The following is a 22,651-nucleotide window of genomic DNA, read 5'->3' as shown; positions in this document are numbered from 1 at the left end:
GGCAAATGACTAGCCCATATTTACCTGTGCAGGGGCCGTAAATGCTGTTTTGATGGCACTGCAGATCATTTTGCCCGGCGCCCTGGCGTACACGTAGCAGCGATAAAACATTCGGTGCGACGAGCGGTTCAATTGTACAGCGGCCCATCCTGGCTGCACTTGGGGCCTGTGTGGGCGAGATTTACAGCGGGAAAAACACACCGGCTGTTGTTGCACTGGGGTCTTTCTGGTATAAAGCAGCGCTCTTTTCTAGGGGCCCGGTTCCTTCACTGTAGGTGTAGCCGGTAAGACCCTTAAAGAAACGCGGCGCCTGGCGCCAAATGACTGAGAGATTAAGCGGCCAACCCATGCCGGGTTGGGCATGTGGTTTTAGAGGGCTGAGGCATGTCGAGAGTCTGTCAAGTTACCGGTAAGGGTCCGGTGACTGGGAATAACATTTCCCACGCAAACAACAAAACCCGTCGTCGTTTCCTGCCAAACCTGCAGCATCACCGCTTCTGGGTTGAAGAAGAGAAACGTTTTGTCCGTCTGCGCGTATCTGCCAAAGGCATGCGCATCATCGACAAGCGTGGCATCACTGTCGTGCTCGCTGAACTGCGCCGCGACGGCAAAATCTAAGGAGCTATATCATGCGTGAATTGATTCGAATGATCTCTAGCGCCGGTACTGGTCACTTCTACACTACCGACAAGAACAAGCGTACTACCCCGGACAAGCTCGAAAAGAAAATGTTCGACCCGCGCGTTCGCAAGCACGTGATCTACAAAGAAGGCAAAATCAAGTAATTGGTTTTCTTTCTTGTGAAAAAAACCCGTATCTCACGATGCGGGTTTTTTTTGCCTTGGAAAAAGTCGCGCGCGACCGATCAGGCCTTTTCTTCGAATATCACGTAGATCTTGCGGCATGACTCCAGCACTTCCCAGGTGCCACTGAAGCCGGCCGGGATGACGAAGCGATCGCCGGCGCGCAAGGTCTTGGCGTTGCCGTCGGCATCGCGCAGCACCGAAACCCCCTGCACGATCTCGCAATACTCGTGTTCGGTGTAGTTGACCTTCCATTGCCCGGCTTCACCTTCCCAGACCCCGGCGTTCATCTGGCCGCACGGGCTGTTGTAGTGGTTGTAGACCGTTTGCTCGGGATCGCCCTTGAGGATTTTTTCTGCGGCGGGGCGGTAGCGTTCGGCGGCGGTGTTCGCCTGGCTGAAATCGACGATATCCTGAATGTTCATGCACGTATCCCGTCTAGGCCTGGGGTTGGAGAGCCAAAGTCTATGTTTATTAAAATGAACATCGCAAGGGCGTTTGCGGCCGTTATGTCAAATATATTGAAACATCCCCGGCGGCTGGTTTAGGGTGGCGGGTGCCTCGGACCGAATAGCTGGCTGGCCGGGCAAGCATTTGGAAGGGAACTGGTGATTACGCCGGGCCCTTATATTTAATAAGAGGAGGACACTCGCATGACCACCCTGACCCGTGCCGACTGGGAACAACGCGCCAAGGACCTGAAGATTGAAGGCCGCGCGTACATCAATGGCGAATACACCGCCGCCGTTTCCGGCGACACGTTCGAATGCCTCAGCCCGGTCGATGGCCGCCTGCTGACCACGGTTGCCAGCTGTGACGTCGCCGACGCCCAGCGCGCCGTGGAAAACGCCCGTGCCACCTTCAACTCCGGCGCCTGGTCACGCCTGGCCCCGGCCAAGCGCAAAGCCACCATGATCCGTTTCGCCGCGCTGCTCAAGGCCAATGCCGAAGAGCTGGCCCTGCTTGAAACCTTGGACATGGGCAAGCCAATCGGTGATTCCCTGGGCATCGACATTCCAGGCGCAGCGCAAGCCCTGAGCTGGAGCGGCGAGGCCATCGACAAGATTTACGACGAGGTCGCTGCCACTCCCCATGACCAACTGGGCCTGGTGACCCGCGAGCCCGTCGGCGTGGTGGCGGCCATCGTGCCGTGGAACTTCCCGCTGATGATGGCCTGCTGGAAACTGGGACCGGCGCTTTCCACCGGTAACTCGGTCGTCCTCAAACCGTCGGAAAAATCGCCGCTGACCGCCATCCGCATCGCTGCCCTGGCCGTTGAAGCCGGTATCCCCAAAGGCGTGCTCAACGTGCTGCCGGGCTACGGCCACACCGTGGGCAAGGCCCTGGCGCTGCATATGGACGTGGACACCTTGGTGTTCACCGGTTCCACCAAGATCGCCAAGCAACTGATGATCTACTCCGGCGAGTCGAACATGAAGCGCGTCTGGCTGGAAGCTGGCGGCAAGAGCCCGAACATCGTGTTTGCCGATGCTCCGGACCTGCAAGCCGCTGCCGAATCCGCCGCTGGCGCCATCGCCTTCAACCAGGGCGAAGTTTGCACCGCCGGCTCGCGCCTTCTGGTGGAGCGTTCGATCAAGGACAAATTCCTGCCGATGGTGATCGAGGCCCTCAAGGGCTGGAAGCCGGGCAACCCGCTGGACCCGGCCACTAACGTCGGTGCGCTGGTGGATACCCAGCAGATGAACACCGTGCTGTCGTACATCGAAGCCGGGCACGCCGATGGCGCCAAACTGGTGGCCGGTGGCAAGCGTACCCTGCAGGAGACCGGCGGTACCTACGTCGAGCCGACGATTTTCGACGGCGTGACCAACGCCATGAAGATTGCCCAGGAAGAGATCTTTGGCCCGGTCCTGTCGGTGATTACCTTCGACAGCGCTGAAGAAGCCGTAGCCATCGCCAACGACACGCCTTATGGCCTGGCCGCTGCGGTATGGACCTCGGATATCTCCAAGGCACACCTGACCGCCAAGGCCCTGCGTGCCGGCAGCGTGTGGATCAACCAGTACGATGGCGGTGACATGACCGCGCCGTTTGGCGGGTTCAAGCAGTCGGGTAACGGTCGCGACAAGTCGCTGCACGCGTTCGATAAATACACCGAACTGAAGGCGACCTGGATCAAGCTGTAAGCAACCTAGCTGATCCCTTGTAGGAGCGAGCTTGCTCGCGAAAAACGTCAACGATAACGCGTTCTGTCTGGTTGAACGCGGTGTCCTTGAGTTCTTCGCGAGCAAGCTCGCTCCTACAGTTCGTTTTACCGTCCATAAATGAGTTATCCACAGGAGCGTGGCAATGCGTTGGGCGACTTACTTCGCCGTCCTGGCTTCGGTGCTCAGCGTCGGCCTTGCCCTGGGCGTCAGCATGCCGCTGGTGTCCCTGCGCCTGGAAAGCTGGGGCTATGGCAACTTTGCCATCGGCATCATGGCGGCCATGCCGGCGTTCGGCGTGTTGCTGGGCGCCAAGGTGTCCAGTCGCCTGGCTTCCTGGCTGGGCACGGCAAACCTGATGCGCCTGTGCCTGTGGGCCGGGGCGATTTCCATCGGTTTGCTGGCGGTATTGCCCAGCTACCCGGTGTGGCTGGTGCTGCGGTTGATGATCGGGGTGATCCTGACCATTGTGTTTATCCTCGGCGAAAGCTGGATCAACCAACTGGTGGTGGAACAGTGGCGTGGCCGGCTGGTGGCGCTGTATGGCTGTACCTACGCCTTGAGCCAGCTGTCGGGGCCGTTGTTGCTCGGCGTGCTGGGTACCGATCATGACTATGGCTTTTGGGTTGGCGTCGCTCTGTTGATCGTTGCGCCATTCCTGCTGCTGGGGCGTAGCGGGGCACCGACGGCGGAGGCCTTCAGCGTGACCTTTGGCGATTTATGGGGATTTTGCCGGGGCTTGCCGGCGATTGCCTGGGCGGTGGCGTTGTTTGCCGCGTTCGAGGCGATGATTCTGACACTGCTGCCGGTGTATTGCCTGCAGCAGGGTTTCACTGCCGAGGTGGCACTGGCGATGGTCAGCACCGTGGTTGTAGGCGATGCGCTGCTGCAATTGCCGATTGGTGCGTTGGCCGATTACCTGCCCAGGCGCACCCTGTTCCTGGGGTGTGCGGTGCTGTTGCTGGTGTCGAGCCTGGCGATTGCGCCGTTGCTCGATACCTGGCTGATCTGGCCGATCTGGGTACTGTTTGGTGCCAGCGCCGGCGGCTTGTTCACCTTGTCGTTGATTCTGATCGGCGAGCGCTACCGTGACGATGCGCTGGTGCGGGCCAATGCCCATATTGCGCAGTTGTGGGGCATTGGCTGCCTGATCGGGCCGCTGGTGGCGGGCGCCGGTAGCCAGTGGATCAGCGGGCATGCGTTGCCGCTGTTGATGGCGGCGGGGGCGTTGGGGCTGGTGATTTTGTTGCTGCGCCAAGGAGCGTTTGGCGCCGAGCAACCAGCCTAGGCAAGCCTGCTCCTACAGGGATTCAGAGCATGCGTTCCAAGCCCACCGTGGTGGCGAACCAGGCATTGAACCGGCGCCACCAACTGCCTGGTTCGCGGGTCAGGGTGTGCAGTTGGCCGTTATCTTCCGTCACCCAGACCACTTGGCCACCCTGCAGCTTGGCCTCATAACTCAAGGCCGGTGCCATCCCTTGCAGGGCCAGCTTGCGCACATGCTCGGCCAGCTCCGGGCTGTCCACCAATACCCCGACTTCGGTGTTCCACAGCACCGACCGCGGGTCGGAATTGAACGAGCCGATAAACGATTTTTGTCGATCAAAGATCATTGCCTTGCTGTGTAGGCTGGAGTCCGAGCCATACAGCGAACGGCTGCCCAGCAGGTGCGGGCCACTGCCACCGCCGCCGTCTCCAGGTTGGCGGCGCAGCTCGTAGAGTTTCACCCCGTGTTCCAGCAGCGCCTTGCGATAGGGGGCGTAGCCGCCGTGTACCGCCGGTACGTCGGTGGCTTCCAGGGAGTTGGTCAAAAGGCTCACCGCAACCCCCGCGTCCGCGCGACTGGTCAGGTACACCAGGCCCGGTTGGCCAGGGACGAAGTAGGCCGAGATCATCATCAGTTCGTGGCGCACACCTTCCAGCTCGGGCGCCAGTTGAGTGGTGAGCAGCAAGCGTGGATCAGGATCGGCCTTGGCCAGGACCTTGCTCGGCGCGTCCCACAGCGCCTGGTTCCAGGCCCAGATCAGTTCCCGGCGCCAGATCTCCATGCGTGGTTGGGTCTTGTAGGTCCGCAGGCGGTTATACAGGGCATGGTTTTGCTGGCGCGACTCGGCCAGGGACGTCTCCAGCAGCCCGCGCGCCGTGGCCAGGTCGCGGGAGGACGGGGCGCTGGAGATAAAGTCGGCGATAGGCTTGCTCAGCGCACTGTTCCAGTACTGATCAAAGCTGTGGCCCAGCTGTTCGGCCACCGGCCCCACGCTGAGCATGTCGATGTCGGTGAAGTTCAGGTTGGGCTCGGCATCGAAATACTCATCTCCCAGGTTGCGCCCGCCGACAATCGCCACGCTGTTATCCGCCAGCCACAGCTTGTTGTGCATGCGCCGGTGTTGCAGCGACAGGTTGAACAACCGGCCCATGGCGCGCGTCGCCCCGGTGCTGCGGCCCAGGTGCAATGGGTTGAACAGGCGAATCTGGATCTGCGGGTGCGCGGCCAGGGTGGCGATGATTTGGTCCAGGCCGTCGCTGGTGGTGTCGTCCAGCAGGATGCGCACCCGCACGCCACGGTCGGCCGCCGTGAGCAACTCGTCTACCAGCATGCGCGTGCTGATGCCGTCATGGACGATGTAGTACTGCAAGTCGAGGCTGGTCTGGGCATTGCGGATCAGTTCGGCGCGGGCCATGAACGCTTCGCTGCTGTTGGGCAGCAGGCGAAACCCGGAGCGGCCCTTGTAGGGCGCGGCCTGGGCCTGGATCGAGCGGCCGAAGGCGGACTGCGTCGCCGGCAGCGCCTCGCTGGGCACGCGGGGTACGTCCAGGGTGGCGCAACCGCCCAGGCCCAGGAACCCGAGCAGGAAAAACGCTAACAGCCTTTGGCTCATCAAGGAGACAGGTTCCGAATCAGGGCGGTGGTGGGTATATGACGGTGATTGATGGCAAAAGGTCAGTCCACCCGTGGCTCGGCTTCGGCCAGCATCTTGATCGCTGTTGCCCCGACCTTGCGCACCGCCTCTTCAACCTGGGGTGTTGGCTTGGCAGCGTAGTTCATCCGCAGGCAGTTCCGGTATTTGCCCGAGGCGGAAAAGATGCTGCCTACCGCAATCTGCACCCCTTGTTCGACCAAGGCCCGGTTGAGCTTGAGGGTATCGAACCCGTCGGGCAGTTCCACCCACAGCATAAAGCTGCCCTGGGGCCGGCTGGCCCGGGTGCCGGCGGGGAAATAACGGCTGACCCAATCGAGCATCAGGTCGCGATTGCGTTGGTATTGGGTACGCATCCGCCGCAAATGGGGTTCGAAGTGCCCGTTCTTGAGGAATTCGGCAATGGCGATCTGTGGTTGGGTGGCGGTCGAACCGGTGCTGATGTACTTCATGTGCAGCACCCGTTCCAGATAACGGCCAGGTGCCACCCAGCCGATCCGCAGGCCGGGGGCCAGGGTCTTGGAGAATGAGCTGCAGAGTAGGACACGGCCATCTTCGTCGAAGGATTTGATGGTGCGCGGTCGTGGGTAGCTGTAGGCCAGTTCGCCATACACATCGTCTTCGATAATCGCCACGTCAAAGCGCTGGGCCAGGGTCAGCAATGCCCGCTTGCGCGCCTCGGGCATGATGTAGCCCAGGGGGTTGTTGCAGTTGGGGGTCAGCTGGATAACCTTGATCGGCCATTGCTCCAGGGCCAGTTCCAGGGCTTCGAGGCTGATACCGGTCAGCGGGTCGGTGGGGATTTCCAGGGCTTTCATGCCCAGGCCCTTGAGGGTTTGCATGGCGCCGTGGAAGCTCGGCGAGTCCACGGCGACGATATCGCCGGGCTCGCAAATCGCACGGATGCTGGAGGACAACGCCTCGTGGCAGCCGGTGGTGATCACGATGTCCTGGGCGTCGAGCTGGCAGCCGGAATCCAATGACAGACGGGCTATTTGCTCACGCAATTCCATACAGCCGTAGATGTTGTCGTAGTACAGGCCCGGCAGGTCCTGGCGCCGGCTGACCCGGGCGAGGCTGCGCAGCAAGGGCTTGATGGTCGGTGACAGTACATCCGGCATGCCGCGGCCCAACTGTATGACGTCTTTGCGCGGCACCGCGCGGACCAGCTCCAGTACCTGGTCCCACTGGGAAATTTCCACCGGACGCTGGGCCGGCCGACCCACGGCGGGCAGCGCCGGCAGCTCGCGCCCGACGGGCACGAAGTAGCCGGATTTTGGCTTGGGCGTGGCCAGGCCGTTGTCTTCCAGCAGCCGATAAGCCTGCTGCACGGTGCTCAGGCTGACCCCATGTTCCACGCTCAGGGCACGTACCGAGGGCAGGCGATCGCCGGGGCGATAGAAGCCCTGTTCGATGCGGGTACCCAGCAATTCGGCGAGATTGACGTAGAGGGTCATGGCGGTCGCTCCCGGGGGACCAGTACAGATGAAGGGAAAATACAGGATTCAGCCTGCGTTTGGCAGTATCTGTATGGATTTAATAAAGGTTTGTTGAATCTGTAATGGTTTTGTCGCGCCATTCATTCTAGTCACTCATGGCAACAGGCAAATGAGGGGCAGGACAATGAGTGGCTTGAGCGATGTGCGGCTGGCGCTACACAGTCAGGAACTGGAAGCAGGGCAGGAACGTGGGATGACCGGGCTGGCGCCTGGCAATCCGAGCCGCTGGGAACTGTTCTGGCGCCGTCGCCATACGCGCAAGGCCTTGCTGGGCCTGAGCCGGGAGCAATTGCGTGATATCGGCCTGACTGCCGAACAGGCGCGCCAGGAAGGCTTGAAGCCGTTCTGGCGCGGGTGAGTCAGAGCAGTTCTTTCATGCGGTGCCAGAGCATGCCCAGGGCCAATAGCGGTGAGCGCAAATGCTTGCCGCCGGGGAAGGTGATGTGGGGCACCTGGGCAAACAGATCGAAGCGCCCACGGTGCTGGCCGCTGATGGCTTCGGCCAGCAGCTTGCCCGCCAGGTGGGTGGCGTTCAGACCGTGGCCGGCATAGGCCTGGGCAAAGTACACATTGGGGTGGTCGGCCAGCCGGCCAATCTGCGGTAGGCGGTTGGCACCGATGCCGATCATGCCGCCCCATTGGTAGTCGATCTTCACCTCGGCCAATTGCGGGAAAACCTTGAGCATCTTCGGCCGCATATACGCGCCAATGTCCTGGGGATCACGCCCGGAATAATGGCAGGCACCGCCAAACAGCAGGCGCCGGTCGGCCGACAGCCGGAAGTAATCCACTGTGACCCGCTGATCACACACGGCCATGTTTTGCGGCAGCAGTTCGGCGGCCTGGGCCGGGCTTAAGGGTTCGGTGGCGATGATGTAGCTGCCGGCGGGCAGCACCTTGCCGCTCAGGTGGGGGTTGAGGCCATTGAGATAGGCATTGCAGCCCAGCACCAGGGTCTTGGCGCGCACGCAACCCTGGGCGGTGTGGACTTTGACTTCAGGGCCGTAGTCGATGCGCAGCACCTGGGACTGTTCAAACAGCCGTGCGCCCAACTGCTGGGCGACGGCGGCTTCACCGAGGGCCAGGTTCAGCGGGTGCAGGTGGCCGGAGCCCATGTCGATCATGCCGCCCACGTAACGGTCGGACCCGATCACGCTGCGCATTTCCCCGGCTTGCAGCAGGCGCAGTTCATGGCGATAACCCAGGTCGTGCAACTCTTCGGCATCGGCGGCCAAGCCTTGCAGGTCGCGGGGCTTGTTGGCGAGGTCGCAGTAACCCCAGGTCAGGTCGCAATCAATCTGGAAGCGCTCGACCCGCTGGCGCACGATTTCCACGGCTTCCAGGCCCATCAACTTCATCTGCCGCACGCCTTCGGTGCCGACCACATTGGCAAACTGATCGAGGCCATGGCCGACGCCACGAATCAACTGTCCGCCATTGCGCCCGCTGGCGCCCCAGCCGATCTTGCGCGCCTCCAGCAGCACCACGCTAAACCCGCGTTCAGCCAACTCCAGGGCCGTATTCAACCCAGAGAACCCGCCGCCCACCACGCACACATCGGCGACGACTTCGCCCGCCAAGGCCGGGTAATCGGGTTGCGGCAGGCTGCTGGCGGCGTAGTAGGAAGCGGTGTGCCGGGCGCTGGCGATCATGGGAAGCATCCGTGTCTGGAAAATTTGACGCAGGATACAGCGGTCGGGTGAAGCTGTCTCACCCAGGGGTTTTAGGGCAAAATCCACACCTATTCGCCGTTCGGTATGGGTTTCGATGAGTTGCAACAGCCAGAAAGTCAACGCGCTGCGCCGGCAGATTCCCTCGTTTGAGTGTGTGCCGGGTTGCCATGATTGCTGTGGGCCGGTGACTACATCCACCGAGGAAATGTCGCGCCTGCCGCGCAAGACCGCAGCCGAGCAGGAAGCGGCCATGGATGAGCTGAACTGTGTACACCTGGGGCCCAACGGTTGCACGGTGTACGACGAGCGCCCATTGATCTGTAGGTTGTTTGGTACTACGCCCAGCTTGCCATGCCCCAACAACCGTGGGCCGGTGGAGCTGATTCACCCGCGGGTGGAGAAGCAGATCCACGAGTACATGGCGACCACCCGGCAGGTGCTGGTCTAGCCGATGTACGTGGTCAAAATGTGGGAGCGGGCTTGCTCGCGAATGCGGTGGGTCAGTCATGGATATGTTGACTGATACACCGCATTCGCGAGCAAGCCCGCTCCCACAGGAATATGCGGCGTACTCTCAATCCGGGATCGGCAGGTTCAGGCTTTCCTTCACCTCTTCCATCACGATATAGCTCTTGGATTCGCGCACATGGGGCAGCTTGAGCAGGATGTCGCCCAGCAGTTTGCGGTACGAAGCCATCTCGGAAATCCGCGCCTTCACCAGGTAGTCGAAATCCCCTGAAACCAGGTGGCACTCCAGCACATGGGGCAGTTTCAGCACAGCACGTCGGAACTCTTCGAAGGTATCGCCGGATTTGTAGTCGAGGCTGATCTCGACAAACACCAGCAGGCTACCCTTCAAGTGCTGCGGATTGAGGCGGGCGTTGTAGCCCATGATGATGCCCTCGCGCTCCAGGCGCCGGACCCGTTCGGTGCAGGGCGTGGTCGACAGCCCTACCTTTTCCCCCAGCTCGGTAAACGAAATCCGCCCGTCCGCTTGCAGGATGCGCAGGATGTTGCGGTCGATCTTGTCCAGCTCCCGCTTGGTCTGGGTATTGGTCCGCATAGGGGATGCTCCTCCGTGAAAAGGGTTTTTGCCGAGAATTGTCGCCAAATATAGGCACTTATATAGTGAAATGCACTGGTCATTGCTTTTTATACTGCCCACATCTTTGTGCTGAACAACAAACGTCAGCGGTCAAGCCGTGATGAGGATATAAAAATGCGCGTTTTGGTCTTGGGTAGCGGTGTCATTGGTGTGGCCAGTGCCTACTATTTGGCGCGTGCCGGTTTTGAGGTGGTCGTGGTCGACCGTCAGCCGGCCGTTGCAATGGAGACCAGCTTCGCCAACGCCGGCCAGGTCTCGCCCGGCTATGCGTCGCCATGGGCCGCGCCGGGCGTACCGCTCAAGGCTATCAAGTGGTTGCTGCAGCGCCATGCGCCACTGGCGATCAAGGCCACGGCCAATATCGACCAGTACTTGTGGATGGCGCAGATGCTGCGCAACTGCACCGCCAATCGCTATGCGGTGAACAAGGAGCGCATGGTGCGTCTGTCCGAGTACAGCCGCGACTGCCTCGATGAACTGCGCGCTGAAACCGGCATTGCCTACGAAGGCCGTAGCCTGGGTACTACCCAATTGTTCCGCACCCAGGCACAACTGGATGGTGCGGCCAAGGATATTGCCGTGCTCAAAGAGTCCGGCGTACCGTTCGAGCTGCTCGACCGTGCCGGTATCGCCCGCGTCGAGCCGGCCCTGGCCAGCGTCACGGATATCCTGGCCGGTGCCTTGCGCCTGCCCAATGACCAGACCGGCGACTGCCAGATGTTCACCACGCGCCTGGCCGATATGTGCAAGCAGTTGGGCGTTGAGTTCCGTTTCGAGCAAGACATTCAGCGCCTGGACCACGCCGGTGATCGTATCAACGGTGTGTGGATCGACGGCAAGCTGGAAACCGCTGACCGCTACGTGCTGGCCCTGGGCAGTTACTCGCCACAGTTGCTCAAGCCGCTGGGGATCAAGGCGCCGGTGTACCCGCTCAAGGGTTACTCCCTGACCGTGCCGATCACCAACCCGGCGATGGCTCCGACCTCGACCATTCTCGACGAAACCTACAAGGTCGCGATCACTCGCTTCGACAACCGCATCCGGGTCGGTGGCATGGCTGAAATAGCCGGTTTTGACCTGTCGCTGAACCCACGCCGGCGCGAAACCCTGGAGATGATCGTCAACGACCTTTATCCTCAGGGCGGTGATTTGAGTGAAGCGACGTTCTGGACCGGCCTGCGCCCGACCACCCCGGACGGTACGCCAATTGTCGGCGCCACCCCTTTCAAGAATCTGTTCTTGAATACCGGCCACGGCACCCTCGGCTGGACCATGGCCTGTGGCTCTGGTCGCTTGCTGGCGGACCTGATGGCCAAGAAAACCCCGCAGATCAGTGCCGCAGGCCTTGATATTTCCCGTTATGGCAGCCCTCAGGAGTCCACAAAACATGTCAATCCAGCGCCAGCTCACCAATGAGCGCATGAGCCAGATCGTTGTCCACAGCGGTACCGTGTATCTGGCAGGGCAGGTCGGCGACGACATGAGTGCCGGGATTGAACAGCAGACCCGTGAAACCCTGGCCAATATCGAGCGTTTGCTGGATCTGGCCGGTACCGACAAAACCAAGTTGCTGTCGGTGACGATCTACCTCAAAGACATCGACGCCGACTTTGCCGGCATGAACGCGGTATGGGACAAGTGGCTGCCAAAAGGCGTCGCACCCGCCCGTGCCACGGTCGAGTCGAAACTGTGTGAGCCAGAAATCCTGGTCGAGCTGTCTGTCGTGGCCGCTCTGCCTTAAACGATCCCTCTTCCGGTGCCGGCGCTGTCGGTCGGTACCGGTTTTTTCTTCCTACCGCCGCCTAGAAGCCTGCCGCCATGCGTCCTGCCCGTGCCCTGATCGACCTACAAGCCCTGCGCCACAACTACCAATTGGCCCGCGAACTGACCGGGGCCAAGGCCCTTGCCGTGATCAAGGCCGACGCCTACGGCCATGGCGCCGTGCGCGTGGCCCAGGCCCTGGAAGACCAGGCCGACGGTTTTGCCGTGGCCTGTATCGAGGAGGCGCTGGAACTGCGCGCTGCCGGAGTTGGTGGGCCGGTGTTGTTGCTCGAAGGGTTCTTCGAGGCCGACGAACTGCCGCTGATCATCGAGCATGACTTCTGGTGCGTGGTGCATTCGTTGTGGCAGCTGGAAGCGATTGAACAGGCGCGCCTGAGCAAGCCGCTGACGGTGTGGTTGAAGCTGGATTCGGGCATGCACCGGGTCGGGTTGCATCCCAAGGATTATCACGACGCTTACCAGCGCCTGCTGGCCAGTGGCAAAGTGGCCAAGATCGTGTTGATGAGCCACTTCGCCCGTGCCGATGAACTGGACTGCGCGAGCAGCGATGAACAGGTCGCGGTCTTCGAGGCCGCGCGCCAGGGCTTGGCGGCCCAGGTCAGCCTGCGCAACTCGCCGTCGGTGATGGGCTGGCCGAGCGTTTCCAGCGACTGGGTACGGCCCGGCATCATGCTTTACGGTGCGACGCCCTTCGGCGAAGACCAGGCGGTTGCCGCGCGTTTGCAGCCGGTGATGACCCTGGAGTCGAAAGTCATCTGCGTGCGCGAATTACCGGCGGGCGAGCCAGTGGGTTACGGCGCGCGATTCGTGACGCCCAAGCCGATGCGTATCGGTGTGGTTGCCATGGGTTATGCCGATGGTTATCCACGGCATGCGCCGACCGGCACGCCGGTACTGGTCGCCGGCCAGCGCAGCCAGTTGTTGGGGCGGGTGTCGATGGACATGCTGTGCATCGACCTGACCGATGTACCCCAGGCGGGTCTGGGTTCAACCGTCGAGTTGTGGGGCAAAAACATCCTCGCCAGCGATGTGGCGACCGCCGCCGAGACCATCCCCTATCAGATTTTCTGCAACCTGCGCCGCGTGCCACGGCTCTATTCCGGCACTTAGCCGCCGGCTACAGATGAAGCCCACCGGGATTCAGACCAAAGTGTTGTAAATACTGAACGCTGTCGCCATGATAACGCTCAATTACAACAAAGCCTGAATCCTAGGAGGCTCCTGCATTGGACGTCGGCGAACGACTGCAATCCATCCGTAAACTGAAAGGTCTTTCCCAGCGTGAACTCGCCAAGCGTGCGGGCGTCACCAACAGCACCATTTCGATGATCGAGAAAAACAGTGTCAGCCCCTCCATCAGCTCCTTGCGCAAGGTGCTGGGCGGCATCCCCATGTCCATGGTCGAGTTCTTTTCCGAAGAGATCCTCCAGGAAAAACCGACGCAGATCGTCTATAAAGCCAATGAGCTGATCGACATCTCCGATGGCGCGGTCACCATGAAACTGGTGGGCCGGGCACATCCCAGCCGGGCGATTGCGTTTCTCAACGAAATCTACCCGCCAGGCGCTGATACCGGCGAGGAAATGCTGACCCATGATGGCGAGGAAACCGGGATCCTGCTGGAGGGTCGTCTGGAATTGGTGGTAGGCGCCGAAATTTTTGTGCTCGAAGCCGGCGATAGCTACTACTTTGAAAGCACCAAGCCGCACCGTTTTCGCAATCCGTTCGATGTGCCGGCGCGACTAATCAGCGCAGCCACACCCGCGAACTTTTAACAGAAGAGGCGCCCTGCCTACCTTGCAGAGGTGCCCGTAGTTGCATTTCGCCCTGCTGAATCTCCCCTTGGATAATAGGGTTGTTTCAGTGAGGCGGCCTAACCGTTATACTTTCGCCGCCTGCGAAACCGTGGCCGCAGGCGTGAATAGCCACCATGAGGGTGAACGCGTGAACCTAATTATGAAAATGCTGGCTGTACCAGCAACCGTACTGGCCCTTTGGGCTGCCAGCGCTCAAGCTGCGACCAATGATGATATTGCCAAGCGCCTTGAACCCGTCGGGAAGGTCTGTATTCAGGGTGAAGAATGCAAGGGCATGGAAGTCGCTGTGACAGCGGGCGGCGGCGGCGCGAAAACGCCGGACGAGATCATTGCCAAACACTGCAACGCTTGCCACAGCACAGGCCTGTTGGGCGCACCGAAAATCGGTGACACCGCAGCCTGGAAAGAGCGCGCCGACCACCAGGGCGGCCTTGACGGCATCCTGGCCAAGGCCATCACCGGCATCAATGCCATGCCGCCTAAAGGGACGTGCGCCGATTGCTCGGATGCTGACCTCAAAGGTGCGATCGAGAAGATGTCTGGTTTGAAATAAACCGATCTTCGCCAAAAAGCCGCTGACCAGCGGCTTTTTTGTGCCCGCAATTTGGTTGCCAAGGCTGTTCATTGCAGCAAAGACCCGGCAAGCTCGGTCCAACCCCAATTCATGGAATGTTCAGGAGGGTCGGATGGTGCAGTTGTGTTCAATCGAGCAAGCGGTCGACGACGTACTGGCACGCTTGCCTGCGCATATTCACATGGGGATGCCGCTGGGCCTGGGCAAGCCGAACCTGTTTGCCAACGCGTTGTACCGGCGCATCGCCAAGCTGCCCGAGCGCGAGCTGACGATCTACACCGCCCTGAGCCTGGGCCGCCCGCCGTTGGGCGATGGTTTGCACAAGCGCTTTCTCGAACCGTTTATCGAGCGGGTGTTTGGCGACTATCCTGAACTGGACTTCCTCGCCGCCCTGCGCAAGGACAGCCTGCCGGCCAATATCCACGTGCAGCAGTTCTTCATGCAGCCCGGTAGCCTGTTGCACAGCGCCCAGGCCCAGCAGGATTACGTCAGCAGCAACTACAGCCATGCCGCCCGCGATATCAACGCTGCCGGCCTGAACCTGGTTGCACAGTTGGTGGCCAGCAGCAGTGAGCACCCGGATCGCCTGAGCCTGAGCTGCAACCCTGATATCACCCTCGACCTGTTGCCGATGATCGCCAAGCGCCGCGCGGCCGGGGAGACCATCCTGGTGGTCGGCCAGGTGCATGAGGACTTGCCCTACATGCCGGGCGACGCCGAGTTGGGCATGGACCAGTTCGACTTCCTGATCGACGAGAAAGACCACACCACACTGTTCTCCACACCGAACATGCCGGTGGGGTTCCAGGACCATTTCATCGGTTTGCACGCCAGCACCCTGGTGCGCGATGGCGGTACCTTGCAGATCGGCATTGGTTCGATGGGTGACGCCCTGACCGCTGCGCTGCTGGCGCGCCAGGCCGATAACGAAGGCTACCGGCAGTTGCTCACTGACCTGGATGTGTACCAATGGGCGCCGCTGATCAGCCGTGAGGGCGGGGTCGAGCCGTTTGCCCGGGGCCTCTACGGTTGCAGCGAGATGTTCGTCAACGGCCTGCTGGTGCTGGCCGATGCCGGGATTGTGCGGCGCAAGGTCTACGCCGATGTGGCGACACAGACGCAGGCCAACGCGGGCCTGCTGGACGATGCAGCACAGCCCGACGGCGTGTCGATCCATGGCGGTTTCTTCCTGGGGCCGCGTAGTTTTTACCAGCGCTTGCAGGAAATGACTCACGCCAAGCGCCAGGCATTCAACATGACCCGCATCAGCTATATCAACGAGCTGTACGGGCAGGAAGAACTCAAGCGTTTGCAGCGCGTGGATGCGCGGTTTATCAACAGCGCGATCATGGTGACGTTGCTGGGTGCAGGCGTTGCCGACCAATTGGAAGACGGCCGCGTGCTCAGCGGTGTGGGCGGGCAATACAACTTTGTCGCCCAGGGTCATGCACTGGAAGGCGCGCGCTCGATCCTGATCCTGCGCAGCTGGCGCGAATCGGCCGGCGAGGTCAGCTCCAATATTGTCTGGGAGTACGGCCATTGCACGATTCCACGACACCTGCGCGATATCGTGATCACGGAATACGGCATCGCTGACTTGCGCGGCCAGACCGACGCCAAGGTGATCGAGGCGCTGCTCAATGTCACCGACTCACGGTTCCAGGCCGACTTGATCGAACAGGCGCAAAAAGCCGGCAAGTTGCCCAAGGATTTTGCGCTCGATCCACGCTTTGCCGACAATACGCCCGAGCGGTTGCAGGCGGTGCAGGCGCGCCATTCAAGGCTGTTTCCGGAGTATCCGCTGGGCAGTGACTTCAGTGATGAAGAGCGGGATTTGTTGCGGGCGCTGAATTGGCTCAAGAGCAAGTTCAAGCTGACGGAGATTCTGGAGTTGGGCAAGGCGGCGCTGGATGCGCCGGAGCCTGCGGCGTTTCCCGGGCATCTGGTGCGGATGCGCCTGGATAAGCCGCAGGGGTTTAAAGAGGACCTGTATCAGCGCTTGCTGCTCGCAGGCCTCAAGGCCACCACACACTAACGGCCACCACAAACCCAATGTGGGAGCGGGCTTGCTCGCGAATGCGGTCTGTCAGCCAGTTCATGAGTGGCTGATCCACCGCTATCGCGAGCAAGCCCGCTCCCACATTTTTAACTGTGCTCGCTCACCTTCAGTCGATGAAGGTCACGACCCCACCGGCCAGGGACTTCACCCGCGCCAGCGATTCAACACGGTAGCCCTGGGCATCCAGCTCCGCACGGCCACCCTGGAACGACTTCTCGATCACAATCCCCAGGCCCGCCACGGTGGCGCCGGCCTGTTTGATGATCGAAATCAGCGCCTGGGACGCCTTGCCGTTGGCCAGGAAGTCATCGATTACCAGCACGCGATCGCTGCTGGTCAGGTGGCGCGGGGAGATCGCCACGGTGCTTTCGACTTTCTTGGTGAAGGAATACACCGTCGCCGACAGCAGGTTTTCCGTCAGGGTCAGGGACTGTTGCTTACGGGCGAAAATCACCGGCACGCCGAGGTTAAGGCCGGTCATGATCGCCGGCGCGATGCCCGAGGCTTCGATGGTAACGATCTTGGTGATCCCCGAGTCCTTGAACAGCGCGGCGAATTCGTCGCCGATCAGCTTCATCAGCGCCGGGTCGATCTGATGGTTCAGAAAGGCGTCGACTTTGAGTACCTGGTCGGAAAGCACGATGCCTTCTTCGCGAATTTTCTTGTGCAGTGCTTCCACAAAAGCTTCCTCTGGTGGCGCAAGGGGCGCCGAAAGTAGATTAAAAAGTAGTCGATTCTAGCGCTTTAGCATCGCGCGTATATCTGCCAGGGCGGTGTTGCCGCGTACCGCCTTGACTTCAGTCGGGGTGTCGTCGTTGCCTTCCCAGGCCAAATCGTCCGGTGGTAGTTCATCGAGGAAGCGGCTCGGGGCGCAGTCGATGATCTCGCCGTATTGCTTGCGCTTGGCCGCAAAGGTGAAGGCCAGGGTCTGGCGCGCGCGGGTAATGCCTACGTAGGCCAGGCGCCGTTCTTCTTCAATGGTGTCGGCTTCGATACTGGAGCGGTGTGGGAGGATTTCCTCTTCCATGCCCATGATGAACACATAGGGGAATTCCAGTCCCTTGGACGCATGCAAGGTCATCATCTGCACGCCTTCGGCGCCATCTTCTTCTTCCTGCTGACGTTCAAGCATGTCGCGCAGGACCAGCTTGCCGATCGCGTCTTCGACGGTCATTTCGCCGTCTTCGTCTTTTTCCAGGGTGTTCTTCAACGCTTCGATCAGGAACCAGACGTTGCCCATGCGGTAATCCGCGGCCTTGTCGCTGGAGCTGTTGGTGCGCAGCCAGTTTTCATAGTCGATGTCCATGACCATGCTGCGCAGGGCGCTGATCGGGTCTTCGCCGGCGCACTGCTCGCGCACCTTGTCCATAAAGCGCTTGAAGCGCGACAGGCGATCGGTGAAGCGCGTGTCCAGGTGCTCGCCCAGGCCGATTTCGTCGGTGGCGGCGTACATCGAGATCTTGCGTTCGGTGGCGTAGTTGCCGAGTTTTTCCAGGGTCGTGGAGCCGATTTCCCGGCGCGGCACGTTGATCACACGCAGGAAGGCGTTGTCATCGTCCGGGTTCACGATCAACCGGAAGTAGGCCATCAGATCCTTTACTTCCTGGCGTCCGAAAAAGCTGTTGCCGCCCGACAGGCGATACGGAATCTGGTGGTGCTGCAATTTCAGCTCGATCAGCTTGGCCTGGTAGTTGCCGCGATACAGGATGGCGAAGTCGCTGTAGGGGCGGTCGGTGCGCAGGTGCAAGGTCAGCAACTCGACGGCCACGCGCTCGGCTTCGGCATCTTCGTTGCGGCAGCGGATCACGCGGATTTCGTCGCCATGGCCCATCTCACTCCACAGTTGTTTCTCAAACTCGTGGGGGTTATTGGAGATCAGCACGTTGGCGCAACGCAGGATACGACTGGTGGAGCGGTAGTTCTGCTCCAGCATCACCACTTTCAAGGACGGGTAGTCGACCTTGAGCAGCATCAGGTTTTCCGGGCGCGCACCGCGCCAGGCGTAGATCGACTGGTCGTCGTCGCCCACCACGGTGAACTGGTTGCGCGTACCGATCAGCAACTTCACCAGCAAATACTGGCTGGCGTTGGTGTCCTGGTATTCGTCCACCAGCAGGTAGCGCACCTTGTTCTGCCACTTTTCGAGGATGTCGGCGTGTTCCTGGAACAGCTTGACCGGCTGCAGGATCAAGTCGTCGAAGTCCACCGCATTGAACGCCTTGAGCGTGCGCTGGTAGTGGGTGTAGACGATAGCGGCGGTCTGTTCCTTGGGGTTGCGTGCGTTTTCCAGGGCTTCGGGGGGCAGGATCAGGTCGTTTTTCCAGGCGCCGATCATGTTCTTGATCTCGTCGACGCCGTCGTCGCCCGCGTATTCCTTCTGCATGATGTCGGTCATCAGGGCCTTGACATCGGTCTCGTCAAAGATCGAGAAGCCCGGCTTGTAGCCCAGCCGCGCATGCTCCTTGCGGATGATGTTCAGCCCCAGGTTGTGGAAGGTACACACGGTGAGGCCACGGCCTTCGCCACCCTTGAGCAGGGTGCCGACGCGCTCTTTCATCTCGCGCGCGGCCTTGTTGGTAAAGGTCATGGCGACGATGTACTGGGCACGGATGCCACAGTTCTGGATCAAGTGCGCGATCTTGCGGGTGATCACGCTGGTTTTGCCGGAGCCAGCACCGGCGAGCACCAATAGAGGGCCGCCGACGTAGTTCACGGCTTCTTGCTGCCGGGGATTGAGTCGGGACATACGGAATTTTGGGAGTCATTGTTCAAAAGGGCGGGCATTTTAACAGGCTGGCAAGATTCTGCTGCCTCTGAACGACAGTGTGACGTACCACTCGATCTAAATTTGCCGCTTTTGTTACTTTGACGCAGGATGTGCGGGGTTTTTGGGTCTATCGTTCGATCTAGAGCCGCACTGCGCGTATTTGATAACCAATATCATTGGTGATTATCAGGCTGCACGTCATAATGCCCGCCGCCAACGAAATCTTGCACAGTCTAGGGAGCTAGCTTGTCTACGCCTGTCGAACCCTTGCGTTTGCTGCTATTGGCCGATACGCCTACGTGGGCAGCGTTGTTGCGCGAGTGCCTGGCGCCGATGGGCGACGGGGCAGTGCTGATCAGTGCGCCAAACTGGGAGTCGGTGAGCAGCCTGTTCGATGACGACCGCACGGCCGTCTTGCTGACCACCCCCAGCCTGCAACCCGGCCCGGGCCGTTGCAGCCTGCCGACCGTCTTGCTGCTGGAGCAGGAGCCGCTGGTTGCGCCGCTGGGCGCCAGTGACTGGCTGATCCTCGGTGCGTTTGATGTCGATACGGTGCGCCGCTGCCTGCGCCATGTGCGCGAGCGCGGCTTGCTGGAAAACACCCTGCAACGCCTGGCCGAACAAGATCCGCTGACCGGCATCGCCAATCGCCAGGGGTTCCAGACCCTGCTGGCCGCACGCCTGGCGGAAAACGACGGGCGGGGCCTGGCCCTTGGTCACCTGGACCTGGACAACTTTCGCCACGCCAACGATGCCCTTGGCCACCAGGCGGGCGACCGGCTGATCCTGCAAGTGGTCTCGCGGCTCAAGAGCCAACTGGAAGCCGGCGACCAACTGGCGCGCCTGGGCAGTGACGAATTCGCCTTGCTGATCGACACCCGCCGCGCGCCGCAACGCGCCGAGTGGATGGCCGAACGGATCACCGAGGCCATGGCCGAACCTTACTGGGTCGACGGCGAGAGCCTGCTGATCGGTTGCAGCCTCGGTGTGGCCCACGCCCGCGCCAAGGCTGGCGCCGACCCGTTGATGTGGCACGCGCATATCGCCATGCAGCAAGCCAAGAGCACCCAGGGCTGCACCTTTCATATCTTCAACGAGCGTATCAACCGCAATGCCCGTAGCCTTGCCGACCTGGAAAGCGAACTGCGCCGGGCGCTGCGCCGAGACGAACTGGAGCTGCATTACCAACCGCGCCTGGACCTGGACGATGGGCATATCGTCGGCCTCGAAGCCCTGGTGCGCTGGCGCCATGGCGAGCGCGGCCTGTTGCCGCCGAGCGAGTTCGTGCCCCTGGCCGAGCAGAGCGGCCTGATCGTGCCGTTGGGCTACTGGGTGATTTCCCGTGCCCTGCGCGATATGCAGGACCTGCGCGAACGCGGCCTGCCGGCGCTGCACATGGCGGTCAACCTGTCGTTTCGCCAGTTTCAGGACAGTCAGTTGCTGTCGACCTTGAGCCGGCTGATTGCCGAGCGTGGGGTGGAGGCGCAATGGCTGGAATTCGAGCTTACCGAAACCGCCGTGATGCGCCGCAGCGATCTGGTCAAGCAGACCATGGATGCCTTGGGCCGCCTGGGTGTGCGTTTTTCCCTGGATGACTTCGGCACCGGATTCTCCTCGTTCGTCCACCTCAACAGCTTGCCGATTGCCTTGCTCAAGATCGACAAGAGCTTTGTCGGCGGCATGGAGGAGCGCGAGGAAAACCGCAAGCTGGTGCATGCGATGATCAACCTGGCCCACAACCTCAACCTGGAAGTGGTGGCCGAAGGCGTGGAAACCCCTGAGCAACTGGCGTTGTTGCGGCTGTTTGGTTGTGACCAGGCCCAGGGTTACCTGATCAGCAAGCCATTGCCGTTGCCGGAGTTGGTGGAGTATCTGACGTTTGGCAGCAGCCAGCAGGCGTTGTTGGGTGAGGTGATCTAACCCTGTAAACCCAATCAAAAATGTGGGAGCAGGCAAGCCAGCTCCCACATTGACCGAGTCCATGCTTCAGTTCGGCTGTGGGGCCGTGTCGATTTGCGGTTCCTGGGCAATCATCCGCTTCATCTTTCTTTCAAACGCCCACGTCAGGGTAATCGCCGCACAGGCCAGGCCCAGGGCCAAGCCCCACCATACGCCAGTCGGTCCCCAGTCCAGGGTAAACGCCATCAACCAGGCCGCCGGTGCGCCAATCAACCAGTAGCAACCCAGGCCGACGAGGAAAGTGGTCTTGGCATCCTTGAGCCCACGAATGCAGCCCATGGCGATGGTCTGCACGCCATCGAACAGCTCGAACCACGCAGCCACGGCCAACAGGCTGACGGCCAGGCTGATCACCTGGGCAAAGGCTGGGTCGTCATGGTCCAGGAACAGGCCGATCAGCGGGTCCGAGAACAGCCAGAACACCATGGCGAACCCCAACATTACCGTCGCGCCAAAGGTAATCCCGACCCGCCCGGCCAGCCGTGCGTCGAGTAACTGACCGCCGCCGTAGTGCAAGCCGATGCGCATGGTCACGGCATAGGACATGCCCGCCGGCACCATGAACGCCACCGAGACGATTTGCAGGGCGATCTGATGCGCAGCCAACTGCGTACTGCCCATGGTGCCCATGCACAGCGCAGCGAAGGCGAACAACCCGACTTCCACCGCATAGGTGCCGCCAATCGGCAGGCCCAGGCGCCACAGCTCGCGCAAATAGTGCAGGTTGGGCCGCAGCAGGCCCTTGCCCAGTGGATAGGCCGCGTAGGCACGGTTGTATTTGATGTACCACAACAGCGCCAGGGCCATGCAGTTGGCGACAATCGCGGTGACCAGGCCAATGCCCATCAGGCCCAGCTTGGGCAGGCCGAACATGCCTTCGATCAATGCATGGTTGAGCAGGTAGTTGATCACCGTGCCGCACAGGCTGATCACCATTACCGGCGTGGCTTTGCCGATGGCGCTGGTGAAGCCGCGCAGGGCCATGAACGTCAGGTAGCCGGGCAGGGCGAACGGCAGGATCATCAGGAACTGGCCGGCCGACTGCACGTTGGTTTCGGTCTGGCCGAACAGCAGCAGCACTGGCTTGAGGTTCCACAGCAGCAAGCCGGCTACCAGCGCCATCAGCCAGGCCAGCCAGAGCCCGGCCTGGGTCAGGCGGGTGGCTCCTTCGATGTCACCGGCGCCCTGGCGAATAGCGACCAGGGTGCCCACGGCGGCAATCACGCCGATGCAAAAGATCGACACAAACGAATAGCTCGCCGCACCCAGCCCGCCGCCGGCCAGGGCTTCGGGGCTCAGGCGGGCCATCATCAGGGTGTCGGTCAGCACCATCAGCATGTGCGCCAACTGTGAGGCAATCAACGGCCCTGACAGCCGCAGAATGGCCCAGAGTTCGGTACGCGCCGGATGCTGCATGATCATCACGCTCAATAATTCAGGAAGGGGTGCAAGGGTTGATTCTCGGCGCTCTCAGCGCTTTGCACAAAGGGATAAATGCGATCGTTCGCATGATTAAAACTCATGCAAGGA

The 22,651-nt window shown here is 61.0% G+C and carries 21 protein-coding genes; 13 read left to right on the top strand and 8 right to left on the bottom strand.

The features are described 5' to 3' along the window. The first annotated feature begins 384 nt into the window (after window positions 1–384). Together rpmB and rpmG are read left to right on the top strand one after the other, a co-directional pair. Entirely contained in the window at window positions 385–618 is a 234-nt protein-coding gene (gene rpmB / locus BFQ03_RS17110; protein WP_007920377.1) for a 50S ribosomal protein L28, read from the top strand. 11 nt (window positions 619–629) lie between these two features. Continuing rightward, window positions 630–785, top strand: coding sequence for a 50S ribosomal protein L33 (gene rpmG, locus BFQ03_RS17105; RefSeq protein ID WP_003176906.1), 156 nt, complete (start codon window positions 630–632; stop codon window positions 783–785). Window positions 786–865: 80 nt separating this feature from the next. On the opposite strand, the gene BFQ03_RS17100 is transcribed toward rpmG, so the two are convergent. Next, the gene (locus BFQ03_RS17100) at window positions 866–1,228 is read right to left on the bottom strand and encodes a cupin domain-containing protein (RefSeq protein ID WP_032856821.1); all 363 of its coding nucleotides are present in this window, start codon (window positions 1,226–1,228) and stop codon (window positions 866–868) included. A 228-nt stretch (window positions 1,229–1,456) separates the two neighbouring features. Between BFQ03_RS17100 and BFQ03_RS17095 the strand changes: the two genes are divergently transcribed. Both BFQ03_RS17095 and BFQ03_RS17090 read left to right on the top strand, forming a co-directional pair. Next, the gene (locus tag BFQ03_RS17095) at window positions 1,457–2,950 is read left to right on the top strand and encodes an aldehyde dehydrogenase (RefSeq protein WP_032856822.1); all 1,494 of its coding nucleotides are present in this window, start codon (window positions 1,457–1,459) and stop codon (window positions 2,948–2,950) included. Window positions 2,951–3,113: 163 nt separating this feature from the next. Beyond that, window positions 3,114–4,256, top strand: a complete 1,143-nt coding sequence (locus BFQ03_RS17090; protein ID WP_032856823.1) for an MFS transporter — start codon at window positions 3,114–3,116, stop codon at window positions 4,254–4,256. A gap of 22 nt (window positions 4,257–4,278) precedes the next feature. Here the strand turns inward: BFQ03_RS17090 and BFQ03_RS17085 are convergent, their stop codons facing one another. Both BFQ03_RS17085 and BFQ03_RS17080 read right to left on the bottom strand, forming a co-directional pair. Further along, window positions 4,279–5,847, bottom strand: coding sequence for a phospholipase D family protein (locus BFQ03_RS17085; protein WP_032856824.1), 1,569 nt, complete (start codon window positions 5,845–5,847; stop codon window positions 4,279–4,281). Between the two features lie 62 nt (window positions 5,848–5,909). Beyond that, complete coding sequence (locus tag BFQ03_RS17080) at window positions 5,910–7,343, bottom strand: aminotransferase-like domain-containing protein (RefSeq protein ID WP_032856825.1); 1,434 nt, start codon at window positions 7,341–7,343, stop codon at window positions 5,910–5,912. 166 nt (window positions 7,344–7,509) lie between these two features. On the opposite strand from BFQ03_RS17080, the gene BFQ03_RS17075 reads away from it, so the two are divergent. Next, the gene (locus tag BFQ03_RS17075; RefSeq protein WP_032856826.1) at window positions 7,510–7,743 is read left to right on the top strand and encodes a DUF1127 domain-containing protein; all 234 of its coding nucleotides are present in this window, start codon (window positions 7,510–7,512) and stop codon (window positions 7,741–7,743) included. A 1-nt stretch (window position 7,744) separates the two neighbouring features. On the opposite strand, the gene BFQ03_RS17070 is transcribed toward BFQ03_RS17075, so the two are convergent. Next, window positions 7,745–9,037, bottom strand: a complete 1,293-nt coding sequence (locus tag BFQ03_RS17070; protein ID WP_032856827.1) for an NAD(P)/FAD-dependent oxidoreductase — start codon at window positions 9,035–9,037, stop codon at window positions 7,745–7,747. A gap of 115 nt (window positions 9,038–9,152) precedes the next feature. Between BFQ03_RS17070 and BFQ03_RS17065 the strand changes: the two genes are divergently transcribed. Further along, window positions 9,153–9,506 (top strand): YkgJ family cysteine cluster protein, encoded by a 354-nt coding sequence (locus tag BFQ03_RS17065; protein WP_029289779.1) that lies wholly within the window; start codon window positions 9,153–9,155, stop codon window positions 9,504–9,506. A 126-nt stretch (window positions 9,507–9,632) separates the two neighbouring features. Here the strand turns inward: BFQ03_RS17065 and BFQ03_RS17060 are convergent, their stop codons facing one another. Next, entirely contained in the window at window positions 9,633–10,121 is a 489-nt protein-coding gene (locus BFQ03_RS17060) for an Lrp/AsnC ligand binding domain-containing protein (RefSeq protein WP_003206849.1), read from the bottom strand. 156 nt (window positions 10,122–10,277) lie between these two features. Here BFQ03_RS17060 and dadA point away from each other — a divergent pair, with 156 nt between their 5' ends. The 6 genes from dadA (at window position 10,278) to BFQ03_RS17030 (ending at window position 16,371) form a co-directional block, all read left to right on the top strand. Further along, window positions 10,278–11,579: a D-amino acid dehydrogenase gene (gene dadA / locus BFQ03_RS17055; protein ID WP_032856828.1), complete on the top strand. Its 1,302-nt coding sequence runs from the start codon at window positions 10,278–10,280 to the stop codon at window positions 11,577–11,579. Next, the gene (locus BFQ03_RS17050) at window positions 11,551–11,904 is read left to right on the top strand and encodes a RidA family protein (RefSeq protein ID WP_032856829.1); all 354 of its coding nucleotides are present in this window, start codon (window positions 11,551–11,553) and stop codon (window positions 11,902–11,904) included. Before dadA ends, BFQ03_RS17050 begins: the two co-directional genes overlap by 29 nt. Before the next feature lie 77 nt (window positions 11,905–11,981). Continuing rightward, on the top strand, window positions 11,982–13,055 hold the full coding sequence (alr, locus tag BFQ03_RS17045) for an alanine racemase (RefSeq protein WP_065943610.1): 1,074 nt from the start codon (window positions 11,982–11,984) through the stop codon (window positions 13,053–13,055). 116 nt (window positions 13,056–13,171) lie between these two features. Next, window positions 13,172–13,720, top strand: coding sequence for a cupin domain-containing protein (locus BFQ03_RS17040; RefSeq protein WP_032856831.1), 549 nt, complete (start codon window positions 13,172–13,174; stop codon window positions 13,718–13,720). Window positions 13,721–13,901: 181 nt separating this feature from the next. Beyond that, a complete protein-coding gene (locus BFQ03_RS17035) occupies window positions 13,902–14,315 on the top strand; it encodes a c-type cytochrome (protein WP_032856832.1) in 414 nt (137 codons plus the stop codon). Between the two features lie 133 nt (window positions 14,316–14,448). Continuing rightward, on the top strand, window positions 14,449–16,371 hold the full coding sequence (locus tag BFQ03_RS17030; RefSeq protein WP_065943609.1) for an acetyl-CoA hydrolase/transferase C-terminal domain-containing protein: 1,923 nt from the start codon (window positions 14,449–14,451) through the stop codon (window positions 16,369–16,371). A 130-nt stretch (window positions 16,372–16,501) separates the two neighbouring features. Here BFQ03_RS17030 and BFQ03_RS17025 read toward each other — a convergent pair whose 3' ends face one another. Next, window positions 16,502–17,074: a xanthine phosphoribosyltransferase gene (locus tag BFQ03_RS17025; protein WP_029289761.1), complete on the bottom strand. Its 573-nt coding sequence runs from the start codon at window positions 17,072–17,074 to the stop codon at window positions 16,502–16,504. Window positions 17,075–17,131: 57 nt separating this feature from the next. Further along, the gene (gene rep / locus BFQ03_RS17020; RefSeq protein WP_032856834.1) at window positions 17,132–19,141 is read right to left on the bottom strand and encodes a DNA helicase Rep; all 2,010 of its coding nucleotides are present in this window, start codon (window positions 19,139–19,141) and stop codon (window positions 17,132–17,134) included. Window positions 19,142–19,408: 267 nt separating this feature from the next. On the opposite strand from rep, the gene BFQ03_RS17015 reads away from it, so the two are divergent. Continuing rightward, complete coding sequence (locus BFQ03_RS17015) at window positions 19,409–21,082, top strand: putative bifunctional diguanylate cyclase/phosphodiesterase (protein WP_032856835.1); 1,674 nt, start codon at window positions 19,409–19,411, stop codon at window positions 21,080–21,082. Between the two features lie 66 nt (window positions 21,083–21,148). Here BFQ03_RS17015 and BFQ03_RS17010 read toward each other — a convergent pair whose 3' ends face one another. After that, window positions 21,149–22,543: a NorM family multidrug efflux MATE transporter gene (locus tag BFQ03_RS17010; protein ID WP_065943608.1), complete on the bottom strand. Its 1,395-nt coding sequence runs from the start codon at window positions 22,541–22,543 to the stop codon at window positions 21,149–21,151. Window positions 22,544–22,651 lie beyond the last annotated feature (108 nt).

The organism is Pseudomonas sp. 25 R 14, assembly GCF_900004755.1.
Classification (GTDB): domain Bacteria; phylum Pseudomonadota; class Gammaproteobacteria; order Pseudomonadales; family Pseudomonadaceae; genus Aquipseudomonas; species Aquipseudomonas brenneri.
Note: the sequence above shows the minus strand (reverse complement) of the source record. Positions and strands in the feature narration are given on the sequence as shown.

Bases quoted from the DNA above. Each gene is read 5' to 3' on its own strand.
- rpmB (WP_007920377.1), top strand. From the start codon at position 385: ATGTCGAGAGTCTGTCAAGTTACCGGTAAGGGTCCGGTGACTGGGAAT.
- rpmG (WP_003176906.1), top strand. From the start codon at position 630: ATGCGTGAATTGATTCGAATGATCTCTAGCGCCGGTACTGGTCACTTC.
- BFQ03_RS17100 (WP_032856821.1), bottom strand. From the start codon at position 1,228: ATGAACATTCAGGATATCGTCGATTTCAGCCAGGCGAACACCGCCGCC.
- BFQ03_RS17095 (WP_032856822.1), top strand. From the start codon at position 1,457: ATGACCACCCTGACCCGTGCCGACTGGGAACAACGCGCCAAGGACCTG.
- BFQ03_RS17090 (WP_032856823.1), top strand. From the start codon at position 3,114: ATGCGTTGGGCGACTTACTTCGCCGTCCTGGCTTCGGTGCTCAGCGTC.
- BFQ03_RS17085 (WP_032856824.1), bottom strand. From the start codon at position 5,847: ATGAGCCAAAGGCTGTTAGCGTTTTTCCTGCTCGGGTTCCTGGGCCTG.
- BFQ03_RS17080 (WP_032856825.1), bottom strand. From the start codon at position 7,343: ATGACCCTCTACGTCAATCTCGCCGAATTGCTGGGTACCCGCATCGAA.
- BFQ03_RS17075 (WP_032856826.1), top strand. From the start codon at position 7,510: ATGAGTGGCTTGAGCGATGTGCGGCTGGCGCTACACAGTCAGGAACTG.
- BFQ03_RS17070 (WP_032856827.1), bottom strand. From the start codon at position 9,037: ATGATCGCCAGCGCCCGGCACACCGCTTCCTACTACGCCGCCAGCAGC.
- BFQ03_RS17065 (WP_029289779.1), top strand. From the start codon at position 9,153: ATGAGTTGCAACAGCCAGAAAGTCAACGCGCTGCGCCGGCAGATTCCC.
- BFQ03_RS17060 (WP_003206849.1), bottom strand. From the start codon at position 10,121: ATGCGGACCAATACCCAGACCAAGCGGGAGCTGGACAAGATCGACCGC.
- dadA (WP_032856828.1), top strand. From the start codon at position 10,278: ATGCGCGTTTTGGTCTTGGGTAGCGGTGTCATTGGTGTGGCCAGTGCC.
- BFQ03_RS17050 (WP_032856829.1), top strand. From the start codon at position 11,551: ATGTCAATCCAGCGCCAGCTCACCAATGAGCGCATGAGCCAGATCGTT.
- alr (WP_065943610.1), top strand. From the start codon at position 11,982: ATGCGTCCTGCCCGTGCCCTGATCGACCTACAAGCCCTGCGCCACAAC.
- BFQ03_RS17035 (WP_032856832.1), top strand. From the start codon at position 13,902: ATGAAAATGCTGGCTGTACCAGCAACCGTACTGGCCCTTTGGGCTGCC.
- BFQ03_RS17030 (WP_065943609.1), top strand. From the start codon at position 14,449: ATGGTGCAGTTGTGTTCAATCGAGCAAGCGGTCGACGACGTACTGGCA.
- rep (WP_032856834.1), bottom strand. From the start codon at position 19,141: ATGTCCCGACTCAATCCCCGGCAGCAAGAAGCCGTGAACTACGTCGGC.
- BFQ03_RS17010 (WP_065943608.1), bottom strand. From the start codon at position 22,543: ATGATCATGCAGCATCCGGCGCGTACCGAACTCTGGGCCATTCTGCGG.